Source organism: Ruminococcus sp., assembly GCF_024691275.1.
Classification (GTDB): Bacteria; Bacillota; Clostridia; order Oscillospirales; family Ruminococcaceae; genus Ruminococcus.
In genome coordinates, this window is the sequence record NZ_JAILNU010000100.1 from 62,446 (window position 1) to 79,032 (window position 16,587).

Genomic DNA, 16,587 nt, shown 5'->3' on the forward strand with positions numbered 1-16,587 from the left:
TTAACCACTTCTTGTACTTCAAGTATATTTAAACGTTATTTTATAGTAAATTGCACTAAAATCAGTTCAAATTTTCTACATTTGAGTAGTTGAAATAATATATTCAATATGTTATAATCTATATAAGGCAAATCGGCAGAACCTGTAATCGCGGACTGTGAAGGCTTAAATATATGCAAAGTTACAAATTCGTTCCTTCACATACGGGCGCGATACGGGTTCTTGTTCCTTAATTTTTTACCTCGGTTCCACCGAGGGGAATGGAGAGTACCATGAGCGATTCAACAAACACCCTTTTGAGAGAGACAAAAATTGGTCAAAAAGGCTTTGTCAAGGAAGATGTTATCACTTACCTTGATGAGCTCAATTCAAAGCTTGTCACCCTTGAGGAAGAAAATAAATCTTTAAAAGAAAACGGATCTAATGACTCACAGGAAGTCAATAAGTATAAAAGTCAGGTCGAGAACCTTCAGGAGAAGCTCAATACCTCTAATAACGCTCTCAGAGCTGCTAAGAAGGAAAATGAGGAACTTCAGAAAACTATTGCTCAGTTAAAGGCTGCCGGCGGAGCACAGGCAAATGCAACTTCTGTCGCTGCTCTTGAAGCTGCTAAGAAAGAGATCGAAACACTTAAAGAACAGCTTAAAGCTGCTGAACAGAAAAACACCGCTGCTCCACAGCCTAACGCTCAGACTACAGCTGCTCTTGAGGCTGCTAAAAAGGAGATCGAGGATCTCAGAAGCCGCCTGAAGGCTGCCGAGGCTAAGGCTGCTTCCGCAGGCGCTGCTGCTGTTGCTGGTGTTGGAAATAACGACAACGGCGAGATCGCTAAGCTCAAGCAGGAGATCACTAAGATCTCGGAAGAGCTCGCTGCTAAGAAAAAGGAAATAGCTGAAAAGGAAAGCAAGATCGCTGATATTGCTAAGAAGGACGAGGAGATCAAGTCACTTAACGAACAGCTCAAGAAGGCTAAGGAAGAATCTACTGATCCTATCGCTCAGATGGGCGCAATGTTCGCTGAGGCTCAGAAGAACGTTAACCAGATCAAGAATCAGGCTAAGCTTGATGCTGAAGCTGTTACAAAGGAAGCAAACGATAAGGCTGCTAAGCTCCTCGACGATGCAAATATTGAGGCTGAAAAGGCTGTTGCAGTTGCTAATGCCGCTGCTGAGGCTTGCATAAAGGAAGCTAATGATACTGCAAGAAATACTATCAACGAGGCTAATACTCACGCTGATAAGGTAAATGCAATGTCCAAGACAGTACGCGAGATGCTCCTTACTGAGATTGAGAGCGTAAACAGCAAGTTTGCTGATATCTCTTCTGTTCTCAATAACCTTACAGGTCAGTGTTCAAGCAGAATGAGCGAAGCTCAGAGTATAATCGGTGAGGCACGCAAGACTGTTGATGTTGCTAAGTCAGATAACAATATAAAGAAGAGCGAACCTCCAAAGGCTGAGTTCACACCTTCAAAGGCTCCAAGAGCTGATATTACCGAACTCTCATCTGCAAAGATATCACCTTCTGATCCTTTCGCAAATGTCGGCGGTTTCAACAATAACAAGAATAACAACAATAATAATAACAACAATAAGCCTCAGGCTAATAATCAGAACCAGCAGAATAAGCCTGCTCAGCAGGGAAATAAGAGCGTTGCTAACTTCAATACAGATATGGCTGAGCTCTTAAAGGCTGCTGAGGAAGAAGCTGCTAAGGGTTCTGAATAATCAAAGGATATGAGATGTTCTCCCTTCGGTGCAGTCCGAGGGGAGAACAGTAAAAAATTTATGACAATGCAGATTTTTGGGTGGATGACTTGCTTGATTTGGATTTCAATTTGAATGAACTGAACAGCAAAACAGATGAGGAGCTTGCTGTACTTGGAAAAAATGATAAAACAGCTGCTGCGATTCTGATATCACGCTATTCCAGACTTGTTTTTATTAAATCGGAAATTTATGCAAATTCTGATACTGACAGTGATGACCTCCACCAGGAGGGCATGATAAGCCTTCTGAAAGCTATCGAAGCCTTTGATGTGAAAAAAGGAGTTAAGTTTTCGACCTTTGCTGAGGTTTGTATCGTCAATCGTATGAGGACGCTTACCAAAAGGTCGGCTAAATCAACTTCTTTCGGAGAAAGGATCGACGATGAAGAGGCTGCTGATGTACTGTCCGTGGAGGAGACTCCTGAAAGCATTTACTTTTATAAGGAATTTTTTTCCGAGCTCTGGAAAGATATCTGCTCAGTTTTGTCATTAACTGAGTTAAATGTTCTGACACACTGCGTACAGGGTCTCAGTTACAAGAAAACTGCCGAGAAGCTCGGTATGACCGAGAAATCGGTCGATAATGCGATGCAGCGTGCAAGAAGAAAAATACGTACTATAATGCATGACACGAATTGAAATATGACCGTGTAGCTCAAGCCATAAGAGCGTTGTTTTACAAAGATGTGGGTGGGAGTCCAACCGTGGTCAAAAAAAATTAAGCGAGGTATATAAGATGTACGAAGACAAGACATTAGTTTGCAAGGAGTGCGGACAGGAGTTTATTTTCTCCGCAGGCGAACAGGAATTTTATGCAGAGAAAGGCTTCGTAAATGAGCCCCAGAGATGCAAATCATGTCGTGATGCAAGAAAAAACGCAGGCAAGGCTGAGCGTGTAATGTACACAGCTGTTTGCGCATCATGCGGCGGCGAAGCAAAGGTTCCTTTCGAGCCGAAGGAAGGAAGAGCTGTTTATTGCAGCGATTGCTTTGCTAAGATGAATGAGGCATAATTAATGAGACTAAAGCACAGTCGAAGTACGGCTGTGCTTGGTTTTGTTTATGCGTACTGCTATGCGGTGCGCTATTTTGTTATAGATGAGGTGCAGAAATGCTTGATAACAGACTAAAGAAAGTTGCAGAGCTCGTAAGCGGTGAGGGTATAGCCGTTGATGTTGGAACAGATCATGCGTATCTCGCTGCTGATCTGATACAAAGCGGAAAATGTCAGAAGGTGATAGCCTCCGATGTGAAGGAGGGTCCTCTTGATTCTGCCCGCAGTACCGTTGAAAAGTATGGCGTACAGGACAGCGTTGAGCTGGTGCTCTCCGACGGTCTGGATAATGTACCGCTTGAAGGCGTTACAGATATCGTTATCGCAGGCATGGGCGGCGAGACTATTGCCGAGATAATTGGAAATTCTTCTGTCGAAAAGCCCGAAAACGCCAGGTTCATACTACAGCCCATGACCAAAGTGGAGCTTTTGAGGAAAAAGCTCTATGAATATCAGTATGAAATAACAGGCGAATATGCCGTAGAGGACAAGGATAAAATATATGTTATAATCACTGCGGAAAGGTCAGATGATTGGAAGCAGCTTACGGAGTGCGATTCGCTGTACGGCTTTTTTGATGATAATGATGAGGTCGGAAAAAAATATCGCAGCCGCGAAAAGTCGAGACTTGAAAAGATAAGCGATTCGCTGAAAAATGCAGGCAATATAAACGGTTCTCAGCACTATGCAGCTCTGGCAAAAAAAATGGAGAACGGTGCTGCTATTGCGGAGATATCGGATATTTTCAGCTTCCTCGACAGCATTTATCCCTTCGGTTTGCAGGAAAAATGGGACAATTCGGGACTTCTGGTCGAAAGCTTTGATATGAAGTGCAGTAAAGTGCTGCTCTCACTTGATATTACGAATAAAGTCGTAAACGAAGCCTTTGAAAAAGGGGCAGAGCTCATTATCTCCCACCACCCCGTCATCTTCGAGCCGCGAAAGAGGATAACAAGAAACGATCCTGTTTTCAGGCTCATCGAGTGTGGTATCGCAGCTGTTTGTATGCACACAAATCTTGATATCGCAAACGGCGGAACTAACGGCGTTATCCTTGAAAAGCTTTCCGAGAAGCTGGAACTTTCAGGCGATCCCGAGCCCTTTGAGGAGCTTGGCGGCGGAAACGGTCTGGGCTGGATAATTGAGCTTTCAGAGCCGATATTGCCTGCTGAGCTTGCAAAGGTTCTCAAAAACATATTCGGCTGCGAGTATATCCGCATGAGTAAGCGCAGAAACAAGGTATCAAGGATAGCTTTCTGTTCTGGCTCGGGCGGCTCTATGCTGAGACTTGCGGCTGAAAAGGGCTGCGACGCTCTGATTACAGGCGACGTGAAGCATGATGTCTGGATAGATGCGAATAATCTCGGTATCGCTCTGCTGGACTGCGGTCACTTCCATACCGAAAATATCGTATTGCCTGAGCTTCGCCGCGTTCTTGAAGAAAAATTCCCACAGCTCGATGTAGAGATCGCGGAGTCTTCTGTCGATCCCTGTGAATATGTCTGAGGTGAGAAAATGAGTATATTCATATGTCCTGTGTGCGGAAAAAAACTGGAACTGTCAGGAAATTCATATGTCTGCGAAAAGGGGCACAGCTTTGACAGGGCAAAGAGCGGTTATGTGAATCTTCTGCTGTCCAAGCATATAGGCAAGGCTGTTCACGGCGACAATAAGCTTATGGTGCAGGCAAGGAGAAATTTCCTAAACAAAGGCTATTATTCGCCGCTTTGTGATGCCTTATGCGAGGCTGTTGCCGAGAATCTGAACGGCTCGGTCATTATTGATGCGGGCTGCGGTGAGGGATACTATACCTCCGCAATAATTGACAAGCTCAATGAGCTCAATATTGCTGCTGAGGTCTGCGGAGCAGACATATCAAAAGCAGCAGTTGAGTATTCAGCTAAGCGCTGCAAAGGCGGAGAATTCGCCGTTGCAAGTGTGTTCCACCTGCCTGTTGCCGATTCTTCGTGCGATATGCTCGTAACACTTTTTGCACCGTACTGCGGCGAGGAATACAGCAGAGTGCTGAAAAAGGGCGGTATAATGATTATGGCGATACCGTCCGCCGAGCATCTGTGGGAGCTGAAACAGGCGATATATGATACACCTTACAAAAATGAGGTCAAGCCGTATGAGCTGGAAGGCTTTGAGTTCATCGAAGCAAAGAAAATTTCGTATACTATGGAGCTCGATTCTCATGAAGATATAAATGCTCTGTTTTCGATGACACCATATTATTATAGGACAGGACGCGAACAGCAGGAGAAGTTCTCGAAGCTGTGCAGCCTTCGCACAAAAGCGGATTTTGAACTGCTTGTATACCGCAATATCTGATTGGAGTTTTTGTGCGATCTGTGCTATAATTAATATGAATATTTCTCATGCTCCGCGGAGTTCACATTGATCGGCACTTTTTGATATTTTTTTAGCAAAGGAATGATTTTATGGCTCTTGACGGAGCTTTTTTATACGCAGTAAAAAGCGAATTGATGCCGCTTATCGGCGGCAGGGTCGAAAAGATACACCAGCCCTCCCGTGAGGAGATAATCATCTCCATTCGTACACGCAGCGGCAGCAAAAAGCTCTATATTTCCGCTAATGCAGGCAGTGCGAGGGTGCATATAACCGAAAACAGCGTTGATAATCCCCAGACACCGCCTATGTTCTGTATGCTGCTCAGAAAACGTCTTGGCAGCGGAAAGCTTATCAATATAAGGCAGGACGGTCTCGAAAGGATACTTTTCCTCGATTTTGAGTGTGTGAATGAGCTCGGGGACGTCGTTACCGTAACTCTTGCCTGTGAGATAATGGGACGCTGTTCAAATCTCATCATTATCAGTGACGAGGGCAAGGTCATCGACAGCATCAAGCGCGTTGACGAGGAGATGTCCCGTGAACGAATGGTGCTTCCGGGAATGAAATATACTCTCCCACCGAGAGATGACAGGCTTAATTTCCTTACTGCTGAGCCTGACGAGATCGTTTCAAGACTTCGCAGCACCGATCCGAAGGAGCTTTCTAAGGCTCTCATACGTATATTCGAGGGCATATCCCCGATACTCGCCCGTGAGTGGACCTTTTTTGCGGGCAGGGGAGTACACCTTGAAAGCGATACCATTGGCGGCGATCAGCTGGACAGGCTGCTCTTTACGATAAAGCGCACCCGTGAGCAGCTCCTGAACGGTGAGTGCTGCTTTTCAGCGGTCAGCGACAAGGAGGGACAGCTGAAAGACTTTTCCTTCGTTCGTTTGTCTCAGTTCGGAACACTTATGTATACAAAAGAGCTGGGTAGTGCTTCGGAGCTTCTTGATTATTTCTATGCGGAGCGTGACCGCGCTGCCCGTACAAAGCAGAGAGCTAACGACCTGTTCAAGCTGCTCATGAACCTGACCGACCGTACTTCAAGGCGTATTGCTGCTCAGCGTGAGGAGCTCGATGCCTGTGCGGACAAGGAATACGCTAAGCTTTGCGGCGACCTTATCTCTGCAAATATGTACCGTATCCGTAAGGGGGACAGCTCGGCTGTGGTTGAAAACTTCTACGACGAGAACTGTCCGCAGATGACGATCAAGCTCGATGTGAGAAAGACACCTGCTCAGAATGCTCAGCATTATTATAATGAGTACAAAAAATCGGTAACGGCTGAGGAAAAGCTTGCTGTACAGATAAAGAAGGGCGAGGAGGAGCTGCAATACCTCGAAAGCGTATTCGATTCGCTTACAAGAGCAGGTTCCGAGAATGATATAATTCAGCTCAGACTTGAACTGCGTGAGCAGGGCTATGTCCGCTATGCAGGCGGAAAAGCCAAGCCGCCGAAGGCTCTTCCGCCTGTCGAGTACAAGTCCAGCGACGGCTTTACGATACTTGTGGGACGAAACAATAAGCAGAACGACCAGCTCAGCCTGAAATTTGCGGAAAAGTCAGATATATGGCTGCATACGCAGCTGATTACAGGGTCTCATGTGCTGATACTTACAGACGGCGAAATGCCGCCCGATAAGACGATCGAGGAGGCTGCTGTAATTGCGGCAGTCAACAGCAGCGGAAGAAATTCTGGTCTGGTTCCTGTTGATTACTGCCTTGCAAAATTTGTCAAGAAGCCCGTAGGTGCAAAGCCGGGAAAGGTCATTTTCACAAATTACAAGACAGCATTCGTGAAGCCTGACAGCGAGCTCGAACAGAGTCTGAGGGTGTGAATATGAATAAAAGGCTTGATGCGGAATTTTTTCATCGTGATGTGCTCGAAGCTGCTCCCGATCTTGTGGGAAAGATACTTGTGCATCGGCTTGCGGACGGAACTGAGCTGCGGGAACGCATTGCTGAGACCGAAGCTTACCGCGGTGAGGAAGACAAGGGCTGCCATGCTGCAAAGGGCAGAACTAAACGCACAGAGCTGCTTTACGGTGAGAGTGGCGTAATATATGTGTATCTTTGCTACGGTATGCACTGGCTCATGAATGTGATAACAGGCGAACCTGACCAGCCGCAGGGACTTCTTCTCCGTGCAGGAAAACGCTTTGACGGACCTGCGAAGCTTACAAAGAATATGAAGATAGACGGAAGCTTCAACGGACGGTCACTTAGCGGCAATGAGGAGGTATGGTTCGAGGACGACGGATACCGTCCGAAGATCAGACGTGCCCCGAGAGTTGGCATAGACTATGCGGGGGAGTACTGGAAGGACGTTGAATGGCGCTTTATCGACGACGGGGAGTGATTATATGAACATACGCTGCATCGGCTGCAATTCAATATATGACAGAGACTACAGGCTGCACTGTGAGGCGGTCGGTGAGTATATGCTCATTCTCACGAAAAGCAGATGCTGTATAAGCGTAAACGGTGCGGTCATGAAGCTCTCTCCCGATACGGTCTTTCTGTGGTCGGGAAAAGTGGTCATGGAGCTTTTTGCGGACGATACGCCGATCGTCTGTGACTGGATATGCTTTGAGGCTGATGCGGAAAAAGAGTTTCTCGAACTTGCGGATATAGAGCCTGACAGACCTGTATGCTTTGCCGATACAGCGTTTATCAGCGAGCTTATGCGGAATATTGCTGCGGAGTATTACTCTCTCGGCAGCCGCAGAACAAAAATGCTTGACAGTTATATGCGGATACTTCTTGTGAAAATTAGTGAAACAGGTTTGCGCGAGACAATGTCGTCACAGGCAGCAGAACCCCACTACGGTCTGCTGTTGGAGCTGCGGGAGAAAATTTACCGTAATCCGCAGATGAAATGGAATGTGGACACTATGGCTGCATATGTGAATATGTCGCGGTCATATTTCCAGCATCTATACCGCGAGACCTTTGATGTGTCGTGTATCGCTGATGTCATCAGCGGAAAAATAGAAAAAGCTAAGGAGATCCTCAGCGAGACAGGCTGCACGGTATCGCAGGTCGCTGCTATGTGCGGTTACGACAACGAGGAGCACTTTATGCGGCAGTTCAAAAAGATAGTGGGAGTTACTCCGACAAAATACAGAAAGCAGGGCTGATGTAAAGGCATACGGCTCCAAGATGTAACTACTGCTCATTAAAATACTTTTCAAACCCCCGAAAACAAGGCAAATACTCATTTATTGCTAACAAATGTGCAATTATTGCGAAATGTGTGTGATATTTTTATGAAAAACTACAAAATGTACATTATTTGAGTGAAAAAATGGTATAAATCCATGAAAAAGTGTATTTTTTTTTGTATCATTTTATTTTACCGATAAATAAAAACGGTCTGAGGATAAAGGAAAAACAACGTAAAATAGGCGAAAATTCAATGCTTGCCATTCTAAGTGACAGACAGTTGAATATTTGGTGAATTTTAGTCATTCTTAAGACTATTTTAAGGAAAGAGAACTATAATGTTCTCAAATGATACGAAAGGAGTGTGAGCTTCGGGCAGTTAGGCGCTGCTGCGAAGATAATAATGGCAATAAATACATTCGCTCGCAAAGAGATCAAATTCCTCCTTAATATGGATCAGTATCACGGATTGATGGAGGTCATATCTGAGTATATGAATCCTGATAAATTCTGTATAGGCGGTAAAGAGTACGGCATATATAACATATATTATGATACCCCGGACGATTACCTTATCAGGGAGTCTCTTTCCAAGCCTTACTACAAGGAAAAGATCAGACTTCGCAGTTATTACTCACCTGCAAATCCTGATGATACGGTTTTCCTTGAGATCAAAAAGAAAATCGGCGGAATCGTTACAAAAAGGCGTGTGTCTATGACCCTCGCTGAGTCTGATGCGTATTTCGCAGACCGCTCAAAGCCTGAATTTACCAAGTACATAACCGAACAGGTATTCAGAGAGCTTGATGTGTTCCTCGACAGCTATCCGATCTCTCCAAAGCAGTATATCAGCTACCAGAGAGAAGCTTTCTTCGGTAAGAACGATAATGATTTCAGACTAACTTTTGACCGCAAGATCACAGAACGCCGTTATGACCTCGGTCTGAATTACGATAGCTACGGCAATAATATCATCAATGAAGATCAGCGCCTTATGGAAGTAAAGGTCTCAAATGCTATTCCTGACTGGCTTGTCAGAAAGCTTTCAGAGCTGAAGATCTATAAGACCAGCTTCTCAAAGTACGGAAGAGCTTATCAGAATTTCGTAAGAAGCCAGATCGAAGGCGCACAGAATGCCGGCAACAGAAAGATATACATATCCGGCATATCAATGGTCAATAATAACATCTTAATGAACAGGAGCGTTTGATTTTTATGTTTGAACATGGTTTTTTTGGTAATGTGCTGTCCAAGTATTATGAGTCGAGTGACTCGGTAGTAAACAGCAGCGGCGGTATCATTGATACTATCAAGGCAGGCGAGTTCTTCCTTTGTGTAGGAGCTGCGCTCGTTATCGGCTTCCTTATCAGCCTTATCTACATCGGAACACATAGAAAAGAGGGATATTCCCAGAGCTATGTTATGACTATGATTATGCTTCCGACAATTGTTTCGCTCATTCTTCTGCTCATAAATACAACAGCAGGAGCACTGAGCCTTGCAGGTGCATTTACTCTGGTTCGATTCAGAAGCGTCGCGGGCGATCCTAAGGATATAGCTTACATATTCTTTGCAATGGCAGCAGGTGTTGCATGCGGAATCGGTTATATCGGATTTGCGATCGTATTCTTCATTATCCTTGGAATCGTACTGTTCGTTCTCAGCGAGACAGATTTCGGCGGCTGCAAGAAGAGACACATGACTCTCAAGATCGCTATTCCCGAGAACCTCGATTATCAGGGCGTATTTGAGCCTGTTCTCAGCAAGTATACAACATTCCACAAGCTCAGAAGAGTAAAGACTACAAATTTCGGTACACTTTTCGAGCTTATCTACAGCGTAGATGTACTCGAAAATGTTGACCAGAAGAAGTTCGTTGACGAACTCCGTGCCCTCAACGGCAATATGACAATCAATCTTGTTTTCTTCAAGTATGATGACAAGATCTATGAAAACTAAAAAGAAATAAATAGGATAGATGACCCTCTCTACTTAGTTTGCCAGGCTTAATAATCAATATTGAGTCTGGCAAATTTTGCATATAAAGAAAAAGGAGCGTAATTTATGAAATATAGAAGGATTTTGGCAGCAATTGCTGCACTTGCTGTGATGATGACACCTGTGTCATGCGGAAAAGGCAATGAAAAAGAAAATAATGCAGAGGAAGTATCGGTTTCTGAGGAGACTACTGCCGCTGAAAAAACAGAAAAGACCGCGACAACTACAAAAGCTGATGATAAATCAGACTCCGACAGCACAAAAGAAACGACTGCAAAGACCGATAAGAAGTCCGATAAGACAACTGCGACGACTAAAGCAGGGGAGAAGAAGTTCGATTCAAAATCTACCGTGACAACTAAAAAGAACAGCAGCTCAGGCGGCGATTCGAGCAGCAGCGGTGGAAATTCGGGAAACAATTCGGACAGCAGCGGCAATAACGGCGGAACTGCCAATAACGAACAGAATTCGGGCGAGAGCGGCGGCACTGAGGAGATCAAGGAGTATACGGCAGAGGTGAATCTAAGCGGAACTCCGACTGTGAAGGGCAGCAATGTTACTGTGAACGGCTCTGTGATAACTGTTACGCGCAGCGGCGATTATATCTTCACGGGTACTCTAACTAACGGTCAGATATGCGTAAAAACAGGTACGGCAGCTACGGACGATAAAGTCACTATCGTTCTCAACGGAGTGAATATCACAAACAGTTCAGGACCTGCAATTTTAATAGATGAAGCCAAACGCTGTACGGTCAAGCCTAAGGAAGGCACTGTGAACTACCTTAGCGACGGCGGAAATGACAAAGTAAATGACGCTGTAATATTCTCAAATGATACCCTGAGACTTAAAGGCAACGGAGAGCTGAACATCACAGCGAACAATGCTCACGGAATCGCAAGCGATGATGATGTCGTCGTCGAGAGCGGTACATATAACATATCCTCTGTCAAGTCGGGAATTTTTGCGCATGACGACGTAACGATAAATGATGGTGCACTGAATATAAAGGGCGGCACAAACGGTATAAAGTCTAAAGGAACTATCAGCATAAACGGTGGAAAGACCGTCGTTTCGGGCGGTACTAAGGAAGAAAAAAGCTCGATATATGCGTCGGGAAGCTTCAGCTATACGGGCGGATATGTCTATGCCGCAGGAAACAAGGTCTCCGTGCCGACGTTCAGTGAAACGCCTTATATAGTGGCTGATATCGGAGAATCTGCGAGGGCGGGAAGTGAGGTCAAGCTCTACCTTGACACCATGGAAATGGTGAAGTTTGATCCCCACAACAATTTCAGATGTGTTTTGATGCTTGCTCCTGAAATAAGCAGTGGAAGCAGCTTCCGTATCGCAGTAAACAGTATGTTCAGCGACAATTTTACTGTGTCTGATGGCGGAAATAAGTTTGATGTAAAATTTATCGGAGTTGAGTAAAAATAGACGCAATAGTTAATTTATAGTCTGTAAAATGAAATAAAACAAAATTAATATAAAAAGTAAATATGTAAGTACGTAAAACAAATTAACATAAAATTAACTTGAAAAAATATAGAAAAATCTCAAAAAGTACATAAAAGTGCATTTGTGTGTACAAACGTATATTGCCAACTTCGATATTTTGCAATATAATAAATACAGCAAATGAAGATTATTGGTATTCAGTCTCAAGTACCCTCCCCTCTCATGTGCTTGAAATTGAGTATTAGTTCACTTGCACGCCATAGAAATAGTTTTGTCAAGTAATAAAACTAACCCCTTTCATTTGTAATTTTTTCATGTTTTCTATTCTCAATAACTTTTTTTAACTTATTGTCTATGGCTCGGTCCACAGTGCTAAACGATTATATCGTTTGGGCCGATTCTCCGCTCCTCGTGGGCGGACTTTTTTTACATTGTGAAACTTGCGTGAAAGATTATATAATCTGCTTGACAAATTCTATAATGCGTGATATGATATATATAACATGAAAAGGAAGTGATGATGCCGTGAAAAAAAGCGTTTACAGCCTTGTGCTCATGGACGATGTGATAAAAGCTGTTGATGAACAGGCTTATCGCATGGGCACGAGCCGCTCGAATCTTATAAATCAGATACTTGCCGAGCACCTCTCCTGTGTGACTCCCGAAATGCGCATGAGGGAGATCTTTGAGCAGGTGGCAGAGCTTGTGAGCAGCAGTTTCCGTATTCAGGAGCAGCGCTCACCGTCCCTGATGACTGTCAGGACAGCTCTCGAATATAAGTACCGCCCCACGATAAACTATAAGGTGGAGCTTGAACGCTCGCCAAAGGAATACATCGGGACACTGCGTGTAAATATCAGAACACAAAGTGCTGCGCTTATAACTATGTTCCACAGCTTCTTCGCTTACAGGGCTAAGCTCGAAGCAGGCTACCTTTCACGGCTCGGGATCGAAAGCTACAGCTGCGAGATAGGGGACGGAAGCTTCGCAAGGAAACTTATAAATTCGGGTACGCTTTCCGTCGAGCAGGCGGGTGAAGCTATCGGCGAATACATCAAGGATCTCGACCATGCTGTGAAAACTTACTTTGCTGACCCGAATAACTTTACAGTAAATGCTCCTGTTCTTGAAAAAAAGTACAGGGCGCTGCTTGAAAGGTATATTATTTAGTGGATATCGTGATGAAATGACAGTAAAGAAAATGTGAATGGAGGATCAAATATGAATGCTGAAAAATTAACTCAAAAGTCCATCGACGCTGTGAGAAAGGCTCAGAGCATTGCTGTTATGCAGTCTAACTCTGTGATTGAGCCTATCCACCTTCTTGCGGGACTTGTTCGTCAGGAGAACGGTCTTATACCTCAGCTCCTGAAAAAAATGAATATAGATGAGGACATTTTTGACGGTGAAGTTGAAAAGAAGATAAATGCCCTCCCTAAGGTAACAGGAAGCGGCAGAAGCAGCAATATCGGCATATCGTCTGAGTGCGACAGAGTTCTCACATCTGCCGAGAGCATTGCTTCAAATATGAAAGACGAATTCGTGTCTGTTGAGCATATCATGCTCTCGCTGATCGAGAGCAAGGACAGAGATGTTTCACAGCTTTTCAGTACATTTAATATTACAAGAGACAGCTTTCTCAGTGCGCTTATGTCGGTGAGAGGCAATACCCGTGTTACTAACGAGAACCCCGAGGACACGTATGACGTTCTTACAAAATATGGTCAGGAGCTTGTTGGACTTGCCAGGCGAAATAAGCTTGACCCCGTTATCGGTCGTGACAGCGAGATACGAAACGTTATCCGCATACTTTCAAGAAAAACGAAAAACAATCCTGTCCTCATTGGTGAGCCGGGCGTGGGAAAAACTGCCATCGCAGAAGGACTTGCACTTCGTATCGTGGCAGGAGATGTCCCCGACAGCCTTAAAGACCGCAAGGTGTTCTCCCTTGACATGGGAGCTCTCGTCGCAGGCGCAAAGTACCGCGGCGAGTTTGAGGAGCGCCTGAAGGCTGTCCTCAATGAGATAAAGAACAGCAACGGTCAGATACTCTTATTTATAGATGAGCTCCACACTATCGTAGGTGCAGGCAAGACCGACGGCGCTATGGACGCAGGCAACCTCCTGAAGCCTATGCTGGCAAGAGGCGAGCTTCACTGTATCGGCGCTACAACTCTTAACGAGTACCGTCAGTACATCGAGAAGGATCCTGCTCTCGAAAGACGTTTCCAGCCTGTTATGGTGGACGAGCCAAGCGTTGAGGATACTATATCTATCCTGCGCGGACTCAAAGAGCGCTACGAGGTGTTCCACGGCGTTAAGATAAGCGATAATGCGCTTATATCAGCGGCTGTGCTGTCCAACAGATACATCACCGACAGATTCCTTCCCGATAAGGCTATCGACCTTATTGATGAAGCCTGTGCGACTATACGTACAGAAATGGATTCCATGCCTACAGAGCTGGACGTTATCTCGCGTAAGATAGTTCAGCTTGAAATTGAGGAGGCAGCTCTTAAAAAAGAAAGTGACAATATCTCTCAGGAGCACCTTGAAGAGATTCAGAAGGAGCTTGCAGAGCTGCGTGACAAGTTCAGCGGCATGAAGGCTAAATGGGAGAACGAAAAGAATGACATTTCCGCTGTCCAGAAGCTCCGTGAGGAGATAGAGAAAACAGGCGGCGAGATCGATAAGGCTGAACGTGAATACGACCTTAACAAGGCTGCTGAGCTCAAATACGGCAAGCTGCCACAGCTGCAAAAAGAGCTGGAGGAGCTTGAAAAGCAGGCAGAACATGATATGGAGAACGGAAGGCTTCTCCGTGACAAGGTAACTGAGGACGAGATTGCAAAGATCGTGTGCCGCTGGACGGGTATACCTGTATCAAAGCTCATGGAAGGCGAGAAGGAAAAGATACTCGGTCTGGAGGGACTGCTCCACAAGAGAGTTATCGGTCAGGACGAAGCTGTAACTAAGGTGAGCGAAGCTATCCTGCGTTCACGCGCAGGCATACAGGCTCCCGACAGACCTATCGGCTCGTTCCTCTTCCTCGGCCCTACAGGTGTTGGTAAAACCGAGCTGGCGAAGGCTCTTTCGGAGATACTATTTGACGACGAGAGAAATATTATCCGTATAGATATGAGCGAATACATGGAGAAATTTAGCGTAAGCCGTCTTATCGGAGCGCCTCCCGGATATGTCGGCTATGACGAGGGCGGTCAGCTCACAGAAGCAGTTCGCAGAAAGCCGTACTCTGTTGTGCTCTTTGATGAGATCGAAAAAGCTCATCCCGATGTGTTCAATATACTCCTGCAAGTCCTTGACGACGGACGTATAACAGATTCTCAGGGCAGAACAGTTGACTTCAAGAATACTATTATCATACTCACATCTAATCTTGGCTCACCATATATCCTTGAGGGAATCGGCGAGAACGGTGAGATAACTGCTGAGGCTCGCTCTCAGGTGGAGGGACTTCTCAAAACACAGTTCAGACCTGAATTCCTTAACCGCCTTGACGAGATAATCTTCTACAAGCCGCTGGCTAAGACAGAGATAATCAAGATCGTTGACCTTATGCTGGAAGACCTGCAAAAGCGCCTTAACGATAAGCATATCCGCATAAACGTCAGTGAAGCTGCTAAGAACTACATCGTTGACTGCGGCTATGACCCGAATTTCGGTGCAAGACCTCTGAGAAGATTTATCCAGCGCAGCGTCGAAACTCTTGCAGCAAAACGCATCATCGGAGGCAATCTTTCAGCAGGTGATGTGATCGACATAGATATTGATTCAAACGGAAAACTAATTGCTGATTGATAGCAGAACGGACTTCTTCGGAAGTCCGTTTTTCTGCGTATTTCGGAATAAAACGGGGATATTATACAAATGGTAAAAAGTTAATAATTTTGGTCTGACCGCCTCAACGGTAAATAGCCAAATTCTATGGCTGTTTTGAATAAAAAACAGGCTACAAATGGCTAAATATACGTCGATTTGTCATTTTTTTTTGATTTCCTTGACAAAATGTTATAAAGGGTATATAATTCAATTGTAAAATCTTATTTATGGAGGATATAACAATGACAAAGACCGAGTTAATCAGTGCAGTTGCCGACAAGGCTGACTTCACAAAAAAGAATGCAGAAACTGCTGTAAATGCAATTATTTCTACAATCACTGACGCTCTTGCAGGCGGTGAGAAGGTATCTATCGTAGGCTTTGGTACTTTTGAAGTTCGTGATCGTAAGGAGAAGCAGGTAATCAATCCTCAGACTAAGAAGATGATGACAGCTCCAGCTTCTAAGGCTCCTGCATTCAAGGCTGGTCAGGCACTCAAGAACGCTGTAAACAAGTAATTCTAAGGAGGATACAATCATGCCGGATAAGAAGACTGCAGAAACAAAGGCTGTTGAGACAGCTGCTCCTGTAGAGGAGAAGAAGACTGTTACAAAGAAGGCTGCTGCAAAGAAGCCAGCTGAGAAGAAGACTACAGCTGCTAAGACTACAGCTGCCAAGAAGACAGCAGAGAAGAAGGCTCCTGCTGAGAAGAAGACTACAGCTGCTAAGAAGCCTGCTGCAAAGAAGGCAACAGCTGAGGAGAGAAGAGTAGTTATTCAGTACAATGGTGCTGAAGTTGCTGGTACAGATCTCGTCGATAAGGCTAAGAATGTTGCTGGAGTAGAGTCTGCTAAAAGCGTTGTTGTTTACGTAAGACCTGAGATCAATAAGGTTTACTACGTAATTGATGATAATACATTCGGCAATTTCGATCTGTTCTAAGA

Annotated in this window: 15 protein-coding genes; all 15 read left to right on the forward strand. The window is 44.9% G+C overall.

Going from position 1 to position 16,587, the window contains the following annotated elements:
- Window positions 1-272: 272 nt before the first annotated feature.
- The 15 genes from K6G33_RS12270 (at window position 273) to K6G33_RS12340 (ending at window position 16,585) form a co-directional block, all read left to right on the forward strand.
- The gene (locus K6G33_RS12270; protein WP_296779902.1) at window positions 273-1,727 is read left to right on the forward strand and encodes a hypothetical protein; all 1,455 of its coding nucleotides are present in this window, start codon (window positions 273-275) and stop codon (window positions 1,725-1,727) included.
- 110 nt (window positions 1,728-1,837) lie between these two features.
- Window positions 1,838-2,407, forward strand: a complete 570-nt coding sequence (locus tag K6G33_RS12275) for a sigma-70 family RNA polymerase sigma factor (protein ID WP_296779905.1) — start codon at window positions 1,838-1,840, stop codon at window positions 2,405-2,407.
- Between the two features lie 97 nt (window positions 2,408-2,504).
- Entirely contained in the window at window positions 2,505-2,780 is a 276-nt protein-coding gene (locus K6G33_RS12280) for a zinc-ribbon domain containing protein (protein WP_028521131.1), read from the forward strand.
- A gap of 98 nt (window positions 2,781-2,878) precedes the next feature.
- A complete protein-coding gene (locus tag K6G33_RS12285; protein WP_296779908.1) occupies window positions 2,879-4,327 on the forward strand; it encodes a Nif3-like dinuclear metal center hexameric protein in 1,449 nt (482 codons plus the stop codon).
- Window positions 4,328-4,336: 9 nt separating this feature from the next.
- On the forward strand, window positions 4,337-5,155 hold the full coding sequence (locus tag K6G33_RS12290; RefSeq protein WP_296779912.1) for a putative RNA methyltransferase: 819 nt from the start codon (window positions 4,337-4,339) through the stop codon (window positions 5,153-5,155).
- Between the two features lie 110 nt (window positions 5,156-5,265).
- Window positions 5,266-7,017 (forward strand): NFACT RNA binding domain-containing protein, encoded by a 1,752-nt coding sequence (locus tag K6G33_RS12295; protein ID WP_296779915.1) that lies wholly within the window; start codon window positions 5,266-5,268, stop codon window positions 7,015-7,017.
- Between the two features lie 2 nt (window positions 7,018-7,019).
- Window positions 7,020-7,538, forward strand: coding sequence for a DNA-3-methyladenine glycosylase (locus K6G33_RS12300; protein ID WP_296779918.1), 519 nt, complete (start codon window positions 7,020-7,022; stop codon window positions 7,536-7,538).
- A 4-nt stretch (window positions 7,539-7,542) separates the two neighbouring features.
- Complete coding sequence (locus K6G33_RS12305; RefSeq protein ID WP_296779920.1) at window positions 7,543-8,319, forward strand: AraC family transcriptional regulator; 777 nt, start codon at window positions 7,543-7,545, stop codon at window positions 8,317-8,319.
- 389 nt (window positions 8,320-8,708) lie between these two features.
- Window positions 8,709-9,554: a polyphosphate polymerase domain-containing protein gene (locus K6G33_RS12310; protein ID WP_367270504.1), complete on the forward strand. Its 846-nt coding sequence runs from the start codon at window positions 8,709-8,711 to the stop codon at window positions 9,552-9,554.
- A 5-nt stretch (window positions 9,555-9,559) separates the two neighbouring features.
- Window positions 9,560-10,303: a DUF4956 domain-containing protein gene (locus K6G33_RS12315; protein ID WP_173449389.1), complete on the forward strand. Its 744-nt coding sequence runs from the start codon at window positions 9,560-9,562 to the stop codon at window positions 10,301-10,303.
- Between the two features lie 105 nt (window positions 10,304-10,408).
- Entirely contained in the window at window positions 10,409-11,776 is a 1,368-nt protein-coding gene (locus K6G33_RS12320) for a carbohydrate-binding domain-containing protein (RefSeq protein WP_296779924.1), read from the forward strand.
- Between the two features lie 552 nt (window positions 11,777-12,328).
- Complete coding sequence (locus K6G33_RS12325; protein ID WP_296779927.1) at window positions 12,329-12,973, forward strand: hypothetical protein; 645 nt, start codon at window positions 12,329-12,331, stop codon at window positions 12,971-12,973.
- A 51-nt stretch (window positions 12,974-13,024) separates the two neighbouring features.
- Window positions 13,025-15,622, forward strand: coding sequence for an ATP-dependent chaperone ClpB (clpB, locus tag K6G33_RS12330; protein WP_296779930.1), 2,598 nt, complete (start codon window positions 13,025-13,027; stop codon window positions 15,620-15,622).
- Between the two features lie 263 nt (window positions 15,623-15,885).
- Window positions 15,886-16,161 (forward strand): HU family DNA-binding protein, encoded by a 276-nt coding sequence (locus K6G33_RS12335; protein ID WP_173449393.1) that lies wholly within the window; start codon window positions 15,886-15,888, stop codon window positions 16,159-16,161.
- A gap of 19 nt (window positions 16,162-16,180) precedes the next feature.
- Complete coding sequence (locus K6G33_RS12340) at window positions 16,181-16,585, forward strand: DUF6465 family protein (protein ID WP_173449394.1); 405 nt, start codon at window positions 16,181-16,183, stop codon at window positions 16,583-16,585.
- Window positions 16,586-16,587 lie beyond the last annotated feature (2 nt).